The following is a 19280-nucleotide window of genomic DNA, read 5'->3' on the forward strand; positions in this document are numbered from 1 at the left end:
CAGATGCCCTAAGTAGATCCCTCGCCGTCGATGATGTCAACCCAACCCCCGGCAGCCCGGCTCAGCGATGTCCGGCGAAGGTCAGCTTCTCCAGCGTGGGTACGAGATCGCTGGGACTCGGGGCGGCGAGCATGTCCGTGCGCAGCCGCGCCGCGCCCACGGCGAACGCGGGATCGGCGATCACCCTGGTGATCTGGTCACGGATGGCGGGGATCGACGGCTGGCCGAGATCCATCACCTCACCCGCGCCGAGGCTGGTCACGTACCGCCCGGTTATCGGCGCCAGCTTGTAGCGGAAGTAGCCATGAGACGTCCCGTCCTCCCGCTCCGGCAGGTCGACGACGAGCTGGGGCACACCGGCCTGACCGGCCGGGGCCATCGTGCCGAGGCCACCGTGGTGGATGAGCGCCGAGCAGGTGGGCAGAAGGTAGTCCAGCGGGAGGTAGTCGACCACCCGGACGTTGCCCGGGACAGTGGACACGGCGGCCAGTTGGCTCTCGTCCAGCGTCGCGATGACCTCGATGTCCAGCCCGGACAACGCTTCCATGAGCGCTTCGAGCCAACCCCACCCCGTTTTGAGGTACGTCCGCACGGACAGCCCCAACGACAACGCCACCCTGGGCCGCTCCGGCACCGGATACAGCCAGTTCGGCATCGCGACCTGCTCCGAGTACGGGATCCAACGCATCGGCAGCCGCAACGTGTCGACGGAGTAGTTCATGCCCTTGGGCATGACGTCGATCGTCCATTCGCCGTACAGGATGTCGTGGTCGACGTTGACCCCGTACTTCTCCGCCATTCCGCGTACCGTCTCGGCGAAGGGGTTGGGCAGATCGGGCGCGTCAGGGCCGCTGGTGAGCCGGGAGAAGGTGTCCAGGTACCAGCCGTTGTAGTCGGTACCGGACTGCCGCGCCTGCCGCGCGCCGGCCGCCCGCGCGGCCACCGCCGCGCCCGGCATGCACGGGTCCCAGATAACCAGGTCCGGCTTCCACCGGCGGAAGAACGTCACCATGCCGTCCATGGCCGGCATCGGATCCTCCGGCGAGGCCTGGAAAGGGCAGAACTCCCACATGGATGGCAGGAATCCGTAGCTGACCGTGTCCCAGGCCAGCTTGTCCTCCTTCGGAATGGGCAGCATCTGGTTGATGCGGAACATTTCCTCGCGCGCTGCCGGGAAGTCGGCCGCCGGCCCCTGCGGCGGAGGCGCCTCGGCCTCGCCGTACATCGATGCGAACGGCAGGCCGGATGCGGCGACGGTCTCGGCCAGATCCGGGTGTGAGACGAAGACGACCTCGTGCCCGGCGTTACGCAACGCCCAGGCGAGCGGGACGAACGGATAAAGGTGGGCAGGCGCTGGCCAGAGCGCAAACGCGACGCGCATCCGGAACTCCTCTCGTTTCGGTCAGGATGTCCCGCGCTGTCGACGAGTCGACTGTTCCGCAGGGCTGCCGTAGTGGTGGTCACCGCAAGCCACGCCGCACCGGCTGATCGTGCCGTTCGCGGTTCCTCCCCCATGCGCAATGCTCGCCCCACGGCCGCGAAGCCTGCATCTTCCGACGTGCTGACGCACCAGCGGCGACGACCCGGCCGGCTGGCACTCGATCTCGGGGATGAGCACCCGCCTCCCGTCCAAGATCTCCTGGTTTGCGTCCGGCCCACCGGCCGCGGCCGACAGCGCACGTCAAGAGATGCGGGGCCACCATGGCGGTGACAGTTTCAGGTTGTCGCTGCCGTGGGCCGGCCGGGCGACGGGAGCTCGGTCAATCGAGCAGACCCGATCCGCCGACGGTGGTCGCCACCGTTGGGTGAGTCGCTCTGGCTGTTCCTAGGAGGACATGGTGTTGGAAACACAGGCTCCACCTCGGTCGGACCTCGTGGCCCGCGCGTCCGAGCTGATCCCGCTGCTTCAGCGGCATGCTCGGTGGCACGAGGAGAACCGTCGCCTTCACGACGAGGTGATCGCGGCGTTGACCGCCTCCGGCATCCTGCGGATGCGCATCCCGCACCGCTTCGGCGGGTACGAGAGCGACGCGCGGACCGTACTCGATGTCCTGGCCGAACTCGGTCGCGGGGACGCGTCCACCGCCTGGACGGTCTCGGTGTGGTCGATCAGCAACTGGCTGGCTTGCCTGTTCCCCGACGAGGTCCAGGACGAGGTGTTCGGCTCGCCCGGCACTCGGGTCTGCGGCGTGCTGACCCCGTCGGCCGCGGCGGAGCCCACCGCCGGCGGCTTCACCGTCAACGGTCAGTGGCGGTTCGTCAGCGGGGCCCTGCACAGTCAGTGGCAGGCGATCCTGGCGATGGGGCCGGCGCCCGACGGCAGCCAATGGCCGGTGATGGGCCTGGTACCGATGTCCGACCTGGAGATCGTGGACGACTGGCACACCTCCGGCCTGGCCGGCACCGGCAGCGTCAGCGTCGTCGCCCGGGGCGTGTTCGTCCCGCAGGAGCGGATGATCCCGATGCCCGCCGTGCTCAGTGAGCAGTACGCCTCGCGCACCAACGCCGACCACGGGCTGTACCGGCAGCCGATGATGGCGACCGGCTGCGCCAGCTTCACCGGCTGCGCCATCGGGCTGGCGCAGGCGGCGCTGGAGAGCTTCCTGGAGCGCCTACCGCAACGCAAGATCACCTATACCACCTACGACAGTCAGCGGGAGGCCCCGCTGACCCACTTCCAGGTGGCCGAGGCGTCGCTCAAGATCGACGAAGCGCGGTTCCACGCGCGTCGGCTGGCCGACCTCGTCGACGGCAAGAGCGTCACCCTGGAGCCGTGGACGCTCCCCGAGCGCGTGCTCGCCCGGGCGAGCCTGGGCCGCGTCTTCCACCTCACCCGGGAGTCGGTCGGCCTGCTGCGCACGGCCAGCGGTGGCAGCTCGATCTACACCGACGTTCCGATTCAACGCATCGACCGCGATGTGCAGGCGTTGAACATGCACGCCCTGATGCATCCGAACACGAACTTCGAGCTCTACGGCCGCGTGCTCTGCGGTCTTGAGCCGAACACCCCGTACATCTGATCTCGCCCGGCGCCGTGCCCCGCGGCTGGCGTCGCCGATCGCGGGGAGAGAAAGCAGCACGTCCATCACCTTCCGGCCGGCATCCGGGGTGGACGCGTGCGGGCGGTGGCCGCCGGCCACCGCCCGCACGCCGCGACAGAACACGACCCCTAGCCGTACGTGGGATGCTGCGGCCAGCCGGGCGGCGAGTCTTCCCAGTCCTCCTGGCGGCCGTAGACCGTGATGTCGAGGATGCTGTTCCGCCACACCAGCCGGTCCACGCCCCGCTGGCCGGTGGAGTAGGTGCGGTAGATGCTGTCCCCCTCGGCCCGCAGGAACGAGCTGAGCAAGAAGCCCGCGCCGGCGCCGCAGTCCGCCGAAAAGGAGGTGCCCCGCGACGAGGCGATCGGCACGTTCCAGCCCTTTTCCTGTTTGGCCGCCGCCAATTGGGCGAGGGGCATGTCGGAGACGGTCACCCAGCCCACACCGCGCCCGGCGAGGATGTCCACTCCCCGGTCGGGGAGGTTGTCGGTGAATCCCGTGCAGCCCGGACAGAGCCGCCCCGGCCCCGCGTCCATGAACTGGTAGATCAACAGCTGGTGGTGTCCCTGGAAGAGGTCGAGCAGGGACCTGGGGCCATCCGGAGTGTCGAACGTGTACGAGTTGTCGAACTGCACCATCGGCAGCCGGCGGCGCCGCGCCGCCAACGCGTCCAGCGCCCGGGTCGCCTCCTTTTCCGCCTTGAGCAACTCGTCCCGTTCCTGTTGCCACTCTTCCGCAGACACGATCCTCGGCTTGTTCACGTCGCGATTATGCGCCAGGAGCGTGACAAAGACCGGCATCAACGGCCGAAGGGCTTAGGTTTCGGGTCCCCGTCGCCTACCGCCCGCGGATGGGGGCGGGCGAGGTCACGACAGAATCCGGGCGAAGGCGCGAACGTCGTCGACGAAGAGTTCCGGCTGTTCCAGCGCGGCGAAGTGTCCGCCCCGATCGAATTCGGTCCAGTGGGCCAGTGTCGGCAGGATCTGCTCGGCCAACTTGCGGACCGGACGGACCACGTCCCCCGGGAAGTACGCCACCCCGGCGGGCATGGTCAACGGCCACGGTCCGGCCCAGGTCCTCAAGAAGTCCTCGATCCGGTGGTTCGACTCGTAATAGAGCTGCGCGCTCGACTCGGCCGTGGCGGTGAGCCAGTAGATCGAAGCCATCGCCAGCAGATCGTCCCGGTCGATCGCCTCCTCCGGCGCGCCGGTCGCGCCGGACCACTCCTTGTACTTCTCCACCAGCCAGGCCAACTGCCCGACCGGCGAGTCGGTCAACGCGTACCCGAGCGTCCTGGGCCGGGTGGACTGAATCTTCCGCCATCCGGCGCCATCCTGCTCGAAGCGGCCGGCGAAGGCGAGTCGGGCCTGGTCCTCGTCGTCGAGTTCGAGTGCGGCCAACGCGGACGGGTCGGCCGGCGGCATGGTGACCAGCATGCTGACATGCACCCCGGCGACATGCGTGGGGTCGGCCAGGCCCAGGTGCAGCGAGATCGGGGCACCCCAGTCACCGCCCTGCACGACATACCGGTCGTAGCCCAGCTGGCGCATCAGCTCCGCCCATGCTCGGGCCACCCGACGCACGTCCCAGCCGGCCTCCCGGGGTGCGCCGGAGAAGCCGTAGCCGGGCAGTGAGGGGATGACCACGTGGAACGCGTCGCGCGGGTCACCGCCGTGCCGCGCCGGGTCGGTCAGCGGCCCGATCACCTTGAGAAACTCGGTGAAGGTGCTCGGCCAACCGTGGGTGAGGACCAGCGGTACGGCGCCGGGCTCGGGCGACCGGACGTGCACGAAATGCACGTCGACGCCGTCGACGCCCGTCACGTACTGCGGAAACTGGTTGAGCCGTTGCTCGACCGCGCGCCAGTCGAACCGGGTCCGCCAGTGTTGGACCAGATCCTCCAGATACTGCCGCGGCACCCCTCGTTCCCAGCCCACCCCCGGCAGCTGCGGCTGCCAACGGGTGGCGTCGAGCCGCCGATGCAGGTCATCCAGACTGGACTGATCTACATCGATGCGAAACGGGCGCATACTCCACCTCCCAAGGGATTCGGGTTGTCAACGGATCGAGTGCCGAAGCACCCGGAGGACAGTTCCGGGCCGCATCAGGGCCTGCGGCGGGTCAACCATGCCCGCCGCCCGGATGAAGGCGTTCGTGAGCGCCGGATCGCGCACCGCCGCCTTCTGTAGTCGCGCCACATAGGCGTTCGCCATTCGGATCTTCAGCGTGCGGTTTCCCTCCACGCCGGGAAAGCCGAGATCGGCGCCGGCCGAGAAGTCCCAGGCAAGGTCGACCTCCGGTGCCATTTCCCGGAAGAAGGTCTGCGGGTCCGGCATGCCGCGTTCGAGCTGCCGGCGCAGGACCACCGACTCGATCGCGGCCACCGTCATCCCCTGGGCGTAGATGGGATTGAAGCTGCACAGCGCGTCGCCCATCACCAGCAGCCGCTCCGGAAACCGGGTGAGACGCTCGTAGCGTCGGCGGACGCTCGCCGGATAGCTGAACGACACCGGGTCGTCCAGCGGCTCGGCGTCCCGAATGGCCTGGTAGATGTCCGGCACCGGCAGGGATTTGGCGAAGGCGACGAAACCCTCGGGATCGGTCGGCGGGTGATCCCCGAGCATGCCGGTGAGCGACAGCTCGTACCGCCCCGGGTCGCCGGGCAGCCGGTAGAGGAACGCGCCGCGTGGGCTCGTCGGCGTCGGAGCCGGGATGATGGCCAGATCGTCGCCGAGCGGGTCGGTACGTAGCCGATAGTGCCGGGTCGTGTAGGCCAGCCCGATCTTGACCTTGTCCTCGGGCGGCCGGTCGTAGCCCAGTTCCCACAGCCAGCGCGGGGTACGCGAGCCGCGGCCGGTGATGTCGAGCAGCAGGTCCGCCGGGATCGTCTTCTCGGCGTCCCCCTCGGCCCGGCTGCGCACCCGGACACCGACCACCCTCCGCCGGTCCGGGGTCGCCTCGAAGCCGAGGATGTCGTGCCGGTCGAGGATGGTGACGTTGGCCAGCTTCCTGACCCGCTCCCGCACGTGGTGCTCCAGCACCGGCCGGGTCGCTGGCACGCAGAGCAGGCCCGAGATGCTCGGTGCCAGCCGCTTGCCGTCGATGTACCACCGGTTTCCGCCGTTGAAGTCGCCGGCCTTGACGCCGGCGGCGATCATCTCGTCGGTCAGCCCGGGGAACTGTTGCTCCAGGATCTGCTGCCCCTTGGCCATGATGCCGTGGGCGTGCCGACCGTGCGGAACCCCCCGGCGGTACCCGGCGCTGTCCGGCAACTCGTCCCGGTCCAGGACGAGGACCTCGCCGAAGAAGTCGGCGAGCGTACGGGCGGCCAGCAGCCCGGCGATGCCGCTGCCCAACACCAGGGCACGGTCTCCCACCCGACTGGTCATCGGTATCTCCTCCTTCAGGCCCGAGTGGGCCGAGTCCGGCGCTACGGCAGCCGTCAGCCGCCCGCCATCGGCGGGATGATGGTGACCGTGCTTCCGTCCGCGACCACCGTGGCCGCACGGGCCTGCCTCGGCACCAGGACGTCGTCGATGCACACGTTGAGGTAGCCGGCCGGTTCCTGGTCCGGGCCCAGCAGCCGCCGGCGGTATGCCGGGTTCTCGGCGACGAAGCGCTTGACCACCTCGGGCAGCGGCCCGGCCTCGGTGTCGAACGTGGACTTGCCGCCTTCCGCCCACACTCCGGGCAGGACGATCTTCACCATGACATTTCTCCCGTTCCTCACGCGCTCTTCGCGCAGCGGAACCCGTGCGCGAAGGTCGCCCAACCAGTCGGGTCACCGTGCATCCGCTCACTGCACCGGACCTGATATCGGAGGTTCATCCACGAGCCGCCCCGGATGACGCGGTAGCGGCCGAACGCCATCCGGACGGTGGGGTCGCACTCGGTCGTCTCGGCGTACTGGTGCGACACGGTGCCCGTCCACTCGTAGACGTTGCCGGCCATGTCGGCGCAGCCGTACGGGCTGTCACCGCGGTCCGAGAAGGCACCGACCGGCGTCGACCGCGGCACCACGCCGTCCCGGTCGCACATTTGCGCCCACCAGGCCTGCCAGTCGCCGTACGTCTGGACCGCGTCCACGTGCAGTTCGGTCGTGTTGGCGTTGGCGGAGGACCACTCGTCGCCCCACGGCCAGACCCGGAACTCGGGCCCGCGCGCGGCCAGTTCCCACTCGGCCTCGGTGGGCAGGCGTTTACCGGCCCACCGGGCGTACGCGGTGGCGTCCCCCCAGGAGACGTGCACCACCGGGTGGTCGTCGTACCCGTCGATCCGTACGCCCGGTCCGCCGGATGCGTCCCAGTGGGCGCCGGGTAGCTCCTGCCACCCCGCACGGCCGTAGACGAGGCTGTACCCGCGACGTTCGGCCTCGGTCCGGTACCCGGTCTCCCGGACGAACCGGCGGAAGTCACCGACCGTCACCGGGTACCGGTCGATCAGATACGGTTCCAGCTCCCGGGCGACCGGCGGTGTCTCGTCGGCGAACCACTGCCGGCCGAACGGCTGATCCGCCTGGTCGAGCAGGGCCAGCATCCACTCCGGAGAGCCCTGCAGGAACCGCCCGCCAGGTATGTACACCATCTGCCCCATGTCCCTCCCCTCCCGACTACTCGGTCTGCTCTGACGCGGGCGCCGGCTCCCGCACCACGATCGGCACCGACGGGGTGTAGTGGACGGTGCCGAACGCCATGACCTTGACCAACGCCCAGACCTCCATCGGCGGGGTGGCGGGCGGGACGCGAACCGGGAACCTGACCTCGACCAGGCCGCCCGGCGGGACGGAGAAGGCTTGGGTCCATGGTCCGAGCAACTCCCACGTCCCGTACGGGGAGATCAGCTGCGCCTCGCCGTGGACCTCCGCCCGGCACGGGTTGGTCAGCTGGACCCGCAACTCGGCCGGGCGTCCGGGGACGACGTCCAGGGCCGGGGTCTCGACTCGTACGTCCAGTGGCCCGCTCCGGTCCTCGCCCGGCCCGATCCACAGCGCGGTCACGTCCTCGACGACCTGGCCGTGTTCGCCATGCACCCGGGCGGCGAGGTGGCGCACCCCGGGGACGGCGTCCTCCCGGGGGGTCACTCTCACCTCGAAACGCCGGTGACCGTCGTCGAGGTCGTAGCAGAGACCGCCGGTCGGCGTCGCGGTCACGCCGGCCGGTATCACCAACTCGACCTCCCCGGCGGCCGGACCGGTGGTCGAGACGGTGACGGTCACCGTCGTGGGACCGGTCAGGTCGACCACCTGCGGCTCGACGTGCACCATCACCGGCTGGTCGCCCAGCGGCGCCGCGCCTTTGTCGTGCAGCCAGTAGCGGGCGTACACCGGCTGCGCGGCCTCCCGTCGGGGCCCCAACTCGGCGGGCTCGGCCCCGGTCCCGGCCGGGTCCGGGACGGCCGTGAGGGTGACCGTCGCGGCCGGTCCGAGGTCGACCACGACGCCGCCACCGGCGGCCTCCTCCAGCGGCGGGCCCGTCTCCTCCCTGAGGTTGGACATCGCCCCCTCCCGCAGGGGACGGAAGCAACTCAGGGTGGCCCGGGTCGGCCGGCCGTGCGCCTCGAAGCACCGCACGGTGATGCCGTTCTCCAGGTGGGTCGGCAGCCCCGCCGGCAGGCCGGTTTCGCGCCGCTTGAGCGCCGTCACGACCACGTTGTCGGCATCCACCTGGAGCAGGCTCGCCGACGCCGGAAGCTCACCCTGGTGGGTCTCGGTGACCTCCGCGTGCAGCCGGCTGTTGTACGCGTGGCCGGCCCGGACGAGACCCGCGTCCCGCCAGTCGCCCGGCCCCCAGACCAGGGCGTACTCGAAGGTGTGAGTCCAGTGCTGGAGGGCGAAGCTGGAGCCGTCGGGCGCGGCGCGGCGCGGCGGGTCGATCCAGATGCCGCTCGGCCACTCGCTGCACGAGCGCATCAACGACAGGTAGAGGGTGCCGTCCGGCTCGACCACCGCGCCGGGCGTGCCCCGGTTGAGTAACGCCGCCGAGTAGCTCTCCAGCGACTCGACCGGATCGGCGCCGTCGACACCGGCCGGCTGGTCCACCTCGATCGTCGAGTCGGCCAGGTCGGCGACCAGTTCGGCGACGGCCCCGGCGGTCGCCCGGTCGTCGCGGCCGGCGACCACGAGGACCGGCAGCGCCTGGTCGCCGCGCACGTCCGCGCCGGGTACCCAGGTCTCCCGCCGGCCACGCGCCGCCGGCACCCAGAGCCGGGCCGTACCGGTGGTGGCGATCAATTCGCGCAACCGATCGGCGTACCGTTCTCCGGCGGCGGCGAGGACCCGCGCGGTGAACGCGTTGGTCTCGGGCCCGCCGATCGCCAGCCGGATATCCGGCAGGTTCGAGTCGAGGGTCAGGGAACCGCAGCGGGAGCCGTCCGGGCGGGACGTGGTGGCGGTGACTCCCTGCTGGACGAGGGCGGCCACCAGCCCGCGCAGCACGTCGTCCGCAGGCCCGCCGGCCCCGTGTTCGGCCACCACCTCCGCGACGCCGATCGCCTGGGCGCCCCGCGACGTCGTTCCGTCGCGCAGCGCGATCCGGGCGGTGGCGGAGAGGCCCACCCAGGTGTACGCGGGATTGTCCAGCACGAACGGGTGTTCGGCGACGTCCAGCTGAGTGTGGCCGAAGGTGCGGCCCACCACCGCGTTGCCCACCTCGTACACCGGGAGGGCACCGGCGATGTCCAGTGGGAAGCGCACCCGCAGCAGGCGCTCCTGAGCAGCGAAGGCGTCGACGCGGGTGCGGAACTCCAGCCGGTCCAGCCCCCGCCACAGGGTGATCTCGGTGACCACGTCGAAGTCGTCGAGGCGTCCGGTGACCACCAGTCGCTGGCCGGCGGGAGACACCTCGACCCGTACGTCGGCGGGCTGTGAGCCGGTGGACCGACGGGTCCCACGCGGGATGATGTGCCAGGGGCCCTTGCGGAACTCGGGATGCTCCGGGTATTCGTCGTCGCAGACGACCTCGCCGGCAACCTCGCCGGGCCGTAACAGGTCCTTGCCGGTGCGCTTGTCATACACCCGGCTCAGCGCGCCGCCGCGTGCCGGGTCCGCCACGACGAGGAGAGACTCGCTTTCGATGCGCCGGCCCGGCACCGGCCGCCAGCCCGACACGTCCGGCCCGGTCCGCTCGCGCAGCCGGTACGTCCGGTAGCCGGTGGCCGGAACGTCCGCGGCCACGAAGGCGAGGGTGATCGACGCCAGGGTGCCGTCCGGATGCCGTGACATCGCCGTGGCGACGGCCGGCACCTCATTCCCAGCATCGTCGGTCACCGTCACGCCACCCGTGCCGGGGTGGGCGAACCCGGCGGTGACCGAAACCAGATCGGTGCGGCCCCACGCGTGGGTGTTGACGACGACCAGTGGCCGGCCGTCGCCGCGGGTGTCGACCCGGCCGAGCAGGCAGGCGAGCGCCTCCCGGCGTACTCCCGTGCCGAGCTCGTACGCCTCTCGCCAGCCACCGAGAAGATCGAGGTAGACCTGGTCGGACATCACGCCGGTGATGCCGTCGTGGTGGGCGCCGAAGCAGAGCTGCCGCCACGCCTTGTCCAGGGCCTCGGCGGGATAACGGGCACCCAGGAGGCTCGCCAGCGTGGCGAGCTTCTCCCCCTCGGTGACCGCCACCTCGGCGGCGCGCTGGCCCTGCTTGATGTCGATGTACGACACGTCCTTACCGGTGTAAACCGGGTTCATGTCGCGTGACTGCGGGCTGAAGGTAAGTCCTCGCCGGTCGGCCTCGTCGCGTACGCGGGCGAAGAACTCACCCGGCAGACCGCAGACGAACCGCGGCCACACGTACCGTTTGTTCCACGACCGGTGGATCTCGGTGGTCCACTTGGCGGGGATGACATGGTTGTAGCCGACCGGCAGCAGCACGTTGCGGGTCGCCGCCACCCGTTTGAGCGCCTGGAACTGGGCGTACACCTCCTCCTCGGCGTCGGCCAGGGTCTCCAGGTCGTTGAGCCGCCAGCCGGCCGGGTAGTGGTGCGCAAGGTAGGTGGAGAGCAGCCCACGCCCGTCCGGGCCGATCCACTCGAACTCGGTCGGGAACTGCATGCCGGTGGTGCCCCCGGCGCTGAGTTCCGGGCCCCACTTGTGGAACGGTCCCCGGGCGAACGCGCTCGCGGTGAGCCCGGCATCGGCGAGCACCGCCGGGAGGGCGGGATCGTGGCCGAACACGTCGAGCAACCATCCGGTACGCGGATCCATGCCCACCATGTCCCGGTGGTAGCGGATGCCGAACATCGCGTTGCGGATCGTGCTCTCCAAACTGGTCAGGTTCGTGTTCGGCTCGTTGTACATACCGCCGACCAGTTCCAGCCGGCCGGACGCGATGAGCCGGCGTACCTCGTCCCGGTCCTGCGGGTACAGGTCCCAGTACGGGCGCAGATAGTCCAGCTCCGCGAGGACGAACTTGTAGTCCGGGTCGCGGCGGGCCAGGTCGAGGTGGGAGCGCACCAACTCGAACGCGGCGGCCTGGCCGGGCTTGCGATGGTCCTGGGCGATCTGCGGCTGCTCGTCCCAGGTGTCGAGGAAGCCGGCCTGGGTGTTCCACCAGAACGGGTCGTAGTGGAAGTGCGGCACCAGGAACACGGTCCAGCCGGGCGCGGCGACGACCAGTTCGGTCTCGCGTCGGACGCTCCGGTCGCCCTGCCGCGCGAGGACGGTCACCGGCTGGCGGGTTCCCTCGGCGAGGTGTGGGTCGACGGCGACGGGTACGTCGACGACGCGCTCCTCGCCGGGACGCAGCCCGGACACCTCGACGCGGTCCGGCGTACCCACCCCGACGCCCTCGACCAGCACGACGACCGGCTGTCCAGCCCGTAGGCTCTCGCCGGCACCACGGCGCAGTGTCACCCGGTGCAGTTGGAGAGGTCGTTCCTCGGTACCGACGAACAGGTCGGTCGAACTGACGTCACCAATTTCAATCATGCGTCTCCGACCTCTGCTGTTCGAGTTCACACGCCCGCCAGCTCTCTCATCAGCCAGGATGGGGCACCGGTGACGCCCCGGCATCTTCCCGAATGCCGTACCGCCGGCCGGTGCGGGAATCGCAACCGAGAAGAAGATCCTGTCACCGCAGGGCCAGCATGCTGGACTCAGTTCCTCAGCGGAAAGGGCTGCGCGTGCGACCATTCAAAGTTGACGTTCCAGAATCGCAGTTGGTGGACCTTCGTCAGCGCATCGCGGCGACCAGATGGCCGGGCGAGAATATCGCGTCCGACTGGGAACGGGGGGTCCCGGCGAACTACCTGAAAGAACTCGCGGAATATTGGGGTACGAAATACGACTGGCGGGCCGCCGAACGCCGGTTGAACGAGTACCCGCAGTTCGTCACCGACATCGACGGCGCGAACATCCACGTCCTGCACATCACCTCGCCGGAGCCGGGCGCCACCCCGGTGGTGCTCACCCACGGCTGGCCCGGTTCGATCGTGGAGTTCCTGGACATCATCGGTCCGCTCACCGACCCGGCCGCCCACGGAGGCGACCCGGCGGACGCCGTCCACCTGGTTCTCCCGACCCTGCCCGGGTACGGCTTCTCCGGGCCGGTCGGGCAGGCCGGCTGGGACGTGCGGCGCGTCGCCCGGGCCTGGGCCGAGCTGATGCGTCGTCTCGGGTACGACTCCTACGTGGCGGCGGGCGGTGACTGGGGGTCGTTCGTTTCGCTGGAGTTGGCCCGGCAGGACCCCGAACACGTCACCGGCGCCCACCTGTCCATGCTGCTCACCGCCCCGTTCGGCGAGCCGGGCGAGATCGAAAAGCTGTCCGAGTCGGACGCGGCGCGACTCGCCGACCTCGGGCACTTCCAGGCGGAGTTGTCGGGCTACCTGGTGCTGCAGTCCACCCGTCCGCAGACGCTGGGTTACGGCCTGACCGACTCGCCGGTGGGCCAGCTCGCCTGGATCGTGGAGAAGTTCCGCGAGTGGAACCGGGCCGCCCGGACCCCCGAGGACCTGATCGGACGCGACGCCCTGCTGACAAACGCCACCATCTACTGGTTGACCGGGACCGCCGGCACCTCCACACACCTGTACTACGAGTCCGCGGCGTACACGGCCGAGTTGTTCACTCCCGGCGCCCGCCGAGACCCGATCCGGGTACCGCTGGGCGTCGCGGCGCTGCGGCTGGACACCACTCCACCGATCCGCGCGTTCGCCGAACGGGACTACCCCGCCATCACCCACTGGTCGGAACTCGACGGTGTCGGCCATTTCGCCACCCTGGAGCGGCCCGAACTCTACGTCGACGACCTTCGCGGTTTCGTCCGGTCCGTCCACGCGTAACCACCATCCGGCACCGACACACCTTGGGAGGAACCATGAAGCCACTGGGGATCGCAGGGGCGTGGACTCGGGACACAAGAGTGTTCCGGGACGCCCGGGGCAGCTTCCGGGACTGGTACCAGGGCGGGGAGATCAGCGCCGATGTGGGGCGCGACTTCGTCATGCGGCAGGCGAACTGCGTGGTGTCCCACCGGGGAGTGATGCGCGGGATCCACTACACGCAGGTACCCCCGGGCACCGCCAAGTACTTCACCTGCGTGCGGGGCACGCTGCTCAGCGCCGTGGTCGACGTTCGGGTCGGCTCGCCGACGTTCGGGCAGTGGCGTACGGTCGAGCTCAATGCCGCCGACGGACAGGCGCTCTACGTGGCCGAGGGCCTCGCGCACGGGTTCCTGTCGCTGGACGATTCGGTCCTGGTCTACGCCTGTTCGACGACTTTCAACCCGCGTCATGAACACGGCATCAACATGCTCGACCCCGAGTTGGGTATCGACTGGCCCGCCGGCGTCAGCCCGGAACTCTCGGAGAAGGACTCCGTCGCACCGAACCTCGCCGAGGCGGAGCGGCTCGGGTTACTGCCCCGGTGGGTGGACTGCCCGGACGGCCAGGCCTGACTGGTCGGCGGGGGTGGCCGGCCAGCTACGGCAATTCCGGAGATGCCGGGAGCGACACACCGGGCTGCAATTAGTACAAGTGACGACTGTCGGGTTATCCGCTGGATACGGCCCGGGGCCGCGCTAATTGCGGCCTGACGACATCCACTGCCCTCCAGGGAGGCAACGCACATGCGAGCTCTGGTGTTGTCCGGCGGTTCCGGCCTGCGATGCCGACCATTCACGCATTCGATGCCGAAACAGCTCATCCCAATCGCGAACAAACCTGTTCTGCATTATGTGATCGAGAACATCCGCGATCTGGGTATCACCGACATCGGCCTGGTGGTGGGCCTCTGGGAACGGGAGATCGCGGAGTCGATCGGCGACGGCTCCCGCTTCGGGGTGCGCGTCACCTACCTCCGCCAGGAGGCACCACTCGGCCTGGCCCACGCGGTGCAGGTGGGCCGGCCCTTCCTCGGCGACGACGACTTCTTGCTGCATCTCGGCGACAACTTCCTCGCCGAGGGGATCGCCGAGGTGGCCGCCGACTTCGCGGCCCGTCGTCCGCCCGCGCAACTGCTCCTGCACAAGGTCGCCGACCCCAGCTCGTACGGGGTCGCGGAGGTCAACGCCGACGGCTCGGTACGCCGACTGGTGGAAAAGCCAGCGCAGCCGCGCACCGACCTGGCGGTCGTCGGGGTGTACTTCCTCACCCCCGACATCCATGCGGCGATCGACGCGATCAGGCCCAGCTCGCGCGGCGAGCTGGAGATCACTGACGCGATCCAGTGGCTGATCGACCACGGCGCGCGGGTCACGTCCCGCGAGTACGGCGGGTTCTGGAAGGACGTGGGTCGCATCGGCGACATCCTCGCCTGCAACCGCCGGGTACTCGACGGCCTACGACCGGCCGTCCGGGGCCAGGTCGACCGGGAGAGCATGCTCCATGGCCAGGTCGTCGTCGAGGACGGCGCCCGGGTGCTGCGATCACGCGTGGACGGGCCGGTGATCATCGGGGCCGGCACGGTGGTGGAGGACAGCTGGATCGGCCCCGGCACCTCCGTCGGGCGTGACTGCGTCATCCACAACTCCGGGATCCAGGAGTCGCTCCTGCTGGACGGGGCACAGATCACCGGGGTCCGTGGTGCCGGGGAATCGCTGATCGGCCGCCGCGCGAGCATCCGCCGGATCGCCGCCAACACGGTCGCGCACCGGCTGATGCTCGGTGACGACACGACGGTCGAGGTCCCGTAGCCGAACCACCCACCCCGCACAACGAAGCCTGCGGCGTGGCCGCTTCCTTTCCTCTGGCCAGCCAGGCCGCGACCGACGAAGAGGTGCCCGTTGTCCAGCGAACATCGCCCGCCCAGCGAAACGTGGGTCGACCGACTGCCCGAGGACCCGACGGTGGCCGTGGTCGGCATGGGGTACGTCGGCTGCTGCACCGCCGCCACCCTGGCCGACCGTGGTCTCGACGTGGTTGGTGTGGACGTCAACACCACCCTCGTCGACAACCTGACCCACGGTCGCCTCCACCTCGACGAGCCGGGGCTCGCGGAGATGATCCAGGCGGCCACGGCCGCTCGGCGGCTGCGATACACCACCGACTTCGCCGCCGTCTCCGCCTGCGACGTGATCGTGATCGCGGTCGGCACGCCGATCGCCGAGGACGGGTCCCTCGACGATCGCCAGCTGCGCGACGCCTGCCTGGCGCTGCGCGAACACCTGCGTCCCGGCCACCTCGTCGTCGTGAAGAGCACCGTCCCACCCGGCACCACCCGCGGCCTGGTCGCGGCGTTGCTGGCCGGGGAACAACGGCGCGCCGGGGTCGACTACCTGCTCGCGTTCAGTCCGGAGCGGCTCGCCGAGTCGACCGCGCTGGACGACCTGCGTCGCTTCCCCATCGTGGTGGGTGGGATAGATGAGCGCAGCACCCGGGCCGCCGAGCGGTTCTGGCGCCGCGGCATCGGGGTCGACGTACTCGCGCAGGACTCGCTGGAGACCGCTGAGATCGTCAAGCTCGCCGACAACTGGTGGATCGACCTGAACATCGCGCTCGCCAACGACCTGGCGAAGTTCTGTGCCCTGTACGACGTGGACGTGCTGGACGTCATCGCGGCGGCGAACACGATCCCCAAGGGCAAGGGACACGTCAACATCCTGCTGCCGGGTGTGGGCGTCGGCGGCTCCTGTCTCACCAAGGATCCGTGGATGGTGTGGCGGGCTGCCCGGCACCGGGGCGTCGAGTTGCACACCACCCGGGTCGGACGCGAGGTCAACGACGCCATGCCGGCGTACACCGCGCAGATGATCATCGACGAGTTGGGCGCGTTGGGCCGCGATCCGGGCACCGCGACGGTGACGATCCTCGGCGTGGCGTTCAAGAACAACACCGGCGACCTGCGCAGCAGCCCGGTGGTCGGGGTCGTCGAAAAGCTGGTCAAGGCCGGCGTGCAGGTGCGCGTCCACGACCCCCTGGTCGATCCCGCGCAGGTACGCAAGCTGCTGGGGGTCCATCCCGACGCCACCGTGGCGGAGGCGGTCCGCGATGCCGACTGCGTGGCCGTCCTGGCCCTGCACGACGCCTACCGGGAGATCGACTTCGCCGGCCTTCCGGTGGCCCGTCCCTGCGTGGTCGTAGACGGCCGCGCCTACTACCCGAAGGAGAAGATCGCCATGCTGCGTCAGCTCGGCTACCGCTATCGGGGAGTGGGCAGATGAGCGCCCGGCGCGTCGTGGTCACCGGCGGCAACGGCTTCATCGGCAGCCATCTGGTGGAGCACCTGGTCGCCCGGGGTGACGAGGTGACCGTCTTCGACGGTGCACCGCTGCCGCCGGACAGCACGGCCGCCGGCCACGTGCGGATCGTCTCCGGCGACATCCGCGACGGCGACACGCTGGCCGAGGCGGTGGAGCCCGGCGTGGACGTGGTCTATCACCTGGCCGCGGTCGTCGGGGTGGACCAGTACCTCGCCCGGCCGCTCGACGTGATCGACATCAACTTCTCCGGTACCCGCAACGTGCTCGAACGGGCGGCTAAGGCGGGATCGCGGGTCGTGGTGGCCAGCACCAGCGAGGTCTTCGGAAAGAATCCGGCGGTGCCGTGGTCCGAGGACAGCGACCGGGTGCTCGGCTCCACCACCGCCGACCGCTGGACGTACTCCTCCAGCAAGGCGCTCGCCGAACACCTCACCCTCGCGTTCGGGCGGCAGCACGGCCTGGAGTCGACGATCGTCCGCTACTTCAACGTGTACGGCCCCCGGCAGCGGCCGGCGTACGTGGTGAGCAGGTCGGTACACCGGGCGCTCAACGGGCACCCTCCGGTCATCTACGACCAGGGCGGACAAACCCGGTGCTTCACCTACATCGCCGACGCGGTGGCGGGCACGATGGCCGCCGGGGACAGCCCCGCCGCGACCGGCGAGGTGTTCAACCTGGGTAGTAGCTGGGAGTCCACCGTGGGGGAGGCGGCCCGGCTGGTCGCCGAGCTCACCGGCCTATCCGAGACGGTCGACGTCGATACGGCGACGGCCCTCGGTGCCGCGTACGAGGATCTGCGCCGCCGGGTGCCGGACAGCGCCAAGGCCGCCCGGCTGCTGGGCTGGACAGCCGAGACTCCGCTGCCTGAGGGGCTGCGCCGGACCATCCGATGGGCGCGCGGTAATCCCTGGTGGCTCGCCGTGCCGGAATCGGGCGCCGGCTGAGTCCGGCCGCCACCACCGGCGCATCCCGCGAGCCCCGTCGCCGCTGGCCGCTGACGGGCTCGCGTCGGCCAACGCAGGTACGTGGGGATACGCGATCGGGTCACCGGCACGGCAATGACGAAGATGCACCCCTGATCGGCAGCTGGCAGCGTGGAGAGGAAATCGGTGGCCAGCCACACAATGCGGACGGCATCTGTCCGCGTGCCGTCCACGGATAGCGGTGGCGACGCGGCCCGCACCTCCTGGGGGACCCCATGACGACGATCCCGCTAAAGTCCACCGCGCCGGCACCGGCGGGGAACGGTCCAGTCGGGCAGGTCCCCGCCGTGCTCGGGCAGCGGCTACCGGTCCGGCTTCCCGACGGTCGCCTCGTCGACTACGCCAACCTTGATTACGCGGCGACCGCACCTTGCCTCGCCGCGGCCGCCGCCGCGGTCAACGAACTGCTGCCCTGGTACGCGAGCGTTCATCGGGGAGCCGGCGTGGCCTCCCGCCGTTGCACCGCCGCCTACGAGGAGGCCCGCGAGCGGATCGCCGCCTTCGTCGGAGCCCGCGCCGACGACCATGTGGTGTTCACCCGCAACACCACCGACGCGATGAACCTGCTGGCGCGGATCCTCCCGGCGGGGACCACCGTCGTGGCCTGGGCCGGTGAGCACCACGCGAACCTTCTGCCGTGGGCCCGGACGGTGCGGCTGCCGCTGCCCGGGTCCCCCGACGAGGCCGTAGGGGCGCTGGCCGCCACCTTGCCCGCGCTGGACGGCCCGGCGCTGGTCACGGTCACCGCCGCTTCCAACGTCACCGGCGAGCTGTGGCCGGTCGCCGCGCTCACCGAGGTGGCTCATCGCCACGGCGCTCGCATCGCCCTGGACGCCGCGCAACTGGTCGCGCACCGGCCGGTGTCGCTGGCCGACTCGGCGGTGGACTATCTGGCGCTGTCCGGACACAAGCTCTACGCGCCGTTCGGGGCAGGCGTGCTGGCGGGTCGGGCGGACTGGCTCGACGCGGCGCCGCCGTACCTCGCCGGTGGCGGTGCGACCGCCTACGTGGGCGAGGCGACCGGCGACGTGCGGTGGTACGACGGACCGGCTCGGCACGAGGCCGGCACGCCGAACCTCCTCGGTGTGGTGGCGCTCGCCGCGGCCTGCGACGAATTGTCCCGGGTTGACCCCGGCGTGCTTGAGGCCCGGGAGTTGGCGCTGGTGAGGCAGTTGCGGTCCGGGTTGAGTCGGCTACCTGGAGTGGCCGAACTTCGGATGTTCGACGCCGACCAGGACCGGGTCGGCATCGTCAGCTTCGGCGTCGCGTCCGTGCCGGCGGCGGCGGTGTCCGCCCACCTCGCGGACCGCCACGGCATCGGGGTGCGGGACGGCTTGTTCTGCGCGCATCCGCTGGTCCGGCGGCTGCTCGCCGATTCGTCGGCGCGGCTGGGGCAGCCGCTCGGTGACACTGCGGTACGCGTCAGCATCGGTCTGGGCACCACGGTCGAGCACGTCGACCGTCTGCTGGCGGGGCTGCGGGAACTGGTCTAGACGAGTAGTTCCGAGACCGGGCAACGGATCTTGGCCAATCGCTGTCCTCCTTGGAGCCTTGCCCTCATCGATCTTCGGGGTACTCGCACCCACCGTGACCAGCGCGATCGCGACGAAAAGTGCTCGTCG

At 70.2% G+C, this 19280-nt stretch carries 14 protein-coding genes; 7 read left to right on the forward strand and 7 right to left on the reverse strand.

From position 1 onward, the window contains the following. Window positions 1-61 precede the first annotated feature (61 nt). Entirely contained in the window at window positions 62-1381 is a 1320-nt protein-coding gene (locus AB0C02_RS13805; RefSeq protein ID WP_357547849.1) for a nucleotide disphospho-sugar-binding domain-containing protein, read from the reverse strand. A 454-nt stretch (window positions 1382-1835) separates the two neighbouring features. Here AB0C02_RS13805 and AB0C02_RS13810 point away from each other — a divergent pair, with 454 nt between their 5' ends. Beyond that, window positions 1836-3020 (forward strand): acyl-CoA dehydrogenase family protein, encoded by a 1185-nt coding sequence (locus tag AB0C02_RS13810; RefSeq protein ID WP_357547851.1) that lies wholly within the window; start codon window positions 1836-1838, stop codon window positions 3018-3020. A gap of 149 nt (window positions 3021-3169) precedes the next feature. Here AB0C02_RS13810 and AB0C02_RS13815 read toward each other — a convergent pair whose 3' ends face one another. The 6 genes from AB0C02_RS13815 to AB0C02_RS13840 all read right to left on the reverse strand — a co-directional run bounded on the left by AB0C02_RS13815 (window position 3170) and on the right by AB0C02_RS13840 (window position 11964). Beyond that, entirely contained in the window at window positions 3170-3802 is a 633-nt protein-coding gene (locus tag AB0C02_RS13815) for a DUF899 family protein (RefSeq protein ID WP_357547853.1), read from the reverse strand. 105 nt (window positions 3803-3907) lie between these two features. Next, a complete protein-coding gene (locus AB0C02_RS13820; RefSeq protein WP_357547854.1) occupies window positions 3908-5071 on the reverse strand; it encodes an epoxide hydrolase family protein in 1164 nt (387 codons plus the stop codon). A 27-nt stretch (window positions 5072-5098) separates the two neighbouring features. Next, the gene (locus AB0C02_RS13825; protein WP_357547855.1) at window positions 5099-6430 is read right to left on the reverse strand and encodes an FAD-binding monooxygenase; all 1332 of its coding nucleotides are present in this window, start codon (window positions 6428-6430) and stop codon (window positions 5099-5101) included. 53 nt (window positions 6431-6483) lie between these two features. Then, a complete protein-coding gene (locus tag AB0C02_RS13830; protein WP_357547856.1) occupies window positions 6484-6750 on the reverse strand; it encodes a MoaD/ThiS family protein in 267 nt (88 codons plus the stop codon). Window positions 6751-6767: 17 nt separating this feature from the next. Beyond that, window positions 6768-7634, reverse strand: a complete 867-nt coding sequence (locus AB0C02_RS13835) for a formylglycine-generating enzyme family protein (protein WP_357547858.1) — start codon at window positions 7632-7634, stop codon at window positions 6768-6770. A 16-nt stretch (window positions 7635-7650) separates the two neighbouring features. Beyond that, entirely contained in the window at window positions 7651-11964 is a 4314-nt protein-coding gene (locus AB0C02_RS13840) for a glycoside hydrolase family 38 C-terminal domain-containing protein (RefSeq protein WP_357547860.1), read from the reverse strand. A gap of 194 nt (window positions 11965-12158) precedes the next feature. On the opposite strand from AB0C02_RS13840, the gene AB0C02_RS13845 reads away from it, so the two are divergent. From AB0C02_RS13845 to AB0C02_RS13870, 6 genes are all read left to right on the forward strand, one after another. Next, a complete protein-coding gene (locus AB0C02_RS13845; RefSeq protein WP_357547863.1) occupies window positions 12159-13319 on the forward strand; it encodes an epoxide hydrolase family protein in 1161 nt (386 codons plus the stop codon). Between the two features lie 35 nt (window positions 13320-13354). Further along, window positions 13355-13933, forward strand: coding sequence for a dTDP-4-dehydrorhamnose 3,5-epimerase (rfbC, locus tag AB0C02_RS13850; protein WP_357547865.1), 579 nt, complete (start codon window positions 13355-13357; stop codon window positions 13931-13933). Between the two features lie 171 nt (window positions 13934-14104). Further along, window positions 14105-15169 (forward strand): glucose-1-phosphate thymidylyltransferase, encoded by a 1065-nt coding sequence (locus AB0C02_RS13855; protein ID WP_357547868.1) that lies wholly within the window; start codon window positions 14105-14107, stop codon window positions 15167-15169. A gap of 135 nt (window positions 15170-15304) precedes the next feature. Further along, window positions 15305-16636, forward strand: a complete 1332-nt coding sequence (locus tag AB0C02_RS13860) for a nucleotide sugar dehydrogenase (RefSeq protein ID WP_357547961.1) — start codon at window positions 15305-15307, stop codon at window positions 16634-16636. Further along, window positions 16633-17619 carry an NAD-dependent epimerase/dehydratase family protein gene (locus tag AB0C02_RS13865; RefSeq protein ID WP_357547869.1) on the forward strand — a complete coding sequence of 329 codons (987 nt, stop codon included), beginning with the start codon at window positions 16633-16635 and terminating at the stop codon, window positions 17617-17619. The genes AB0C02_RS13860 and AB0C02_RS13865 overlap by 4 nt, the downstream gene beginning before the upstream one ends. Before the next feature lie 326 nt (window positions 17620-17945). Continuing rightward, the gene (locus AB0C02_RS13870) at window positions 17946-19151 is read left to right on the forward strand and encodes an aminotransferase class V-fold PLP-dependent enzyme (protein WP_357547870.1); all 1206 of its coding nucleotides are present in this window, start codon (window positions 17946-17948) and stop codon (window positions 19149-19151) included. The last annotated feature ends 129 nt before the right edge of the window (window positions 19152-19280 follow it).

It is taken from the genome of Micromonospora sp. NPDC048999 (genome assembly GCF_040649295.1).
In the GTDB taxonomy this organism is placed as follows: Bacteria; Actinomycetota; Actinomycetes; order Mycobacteriales; family Micromonosporaceae; genus Micromonospora.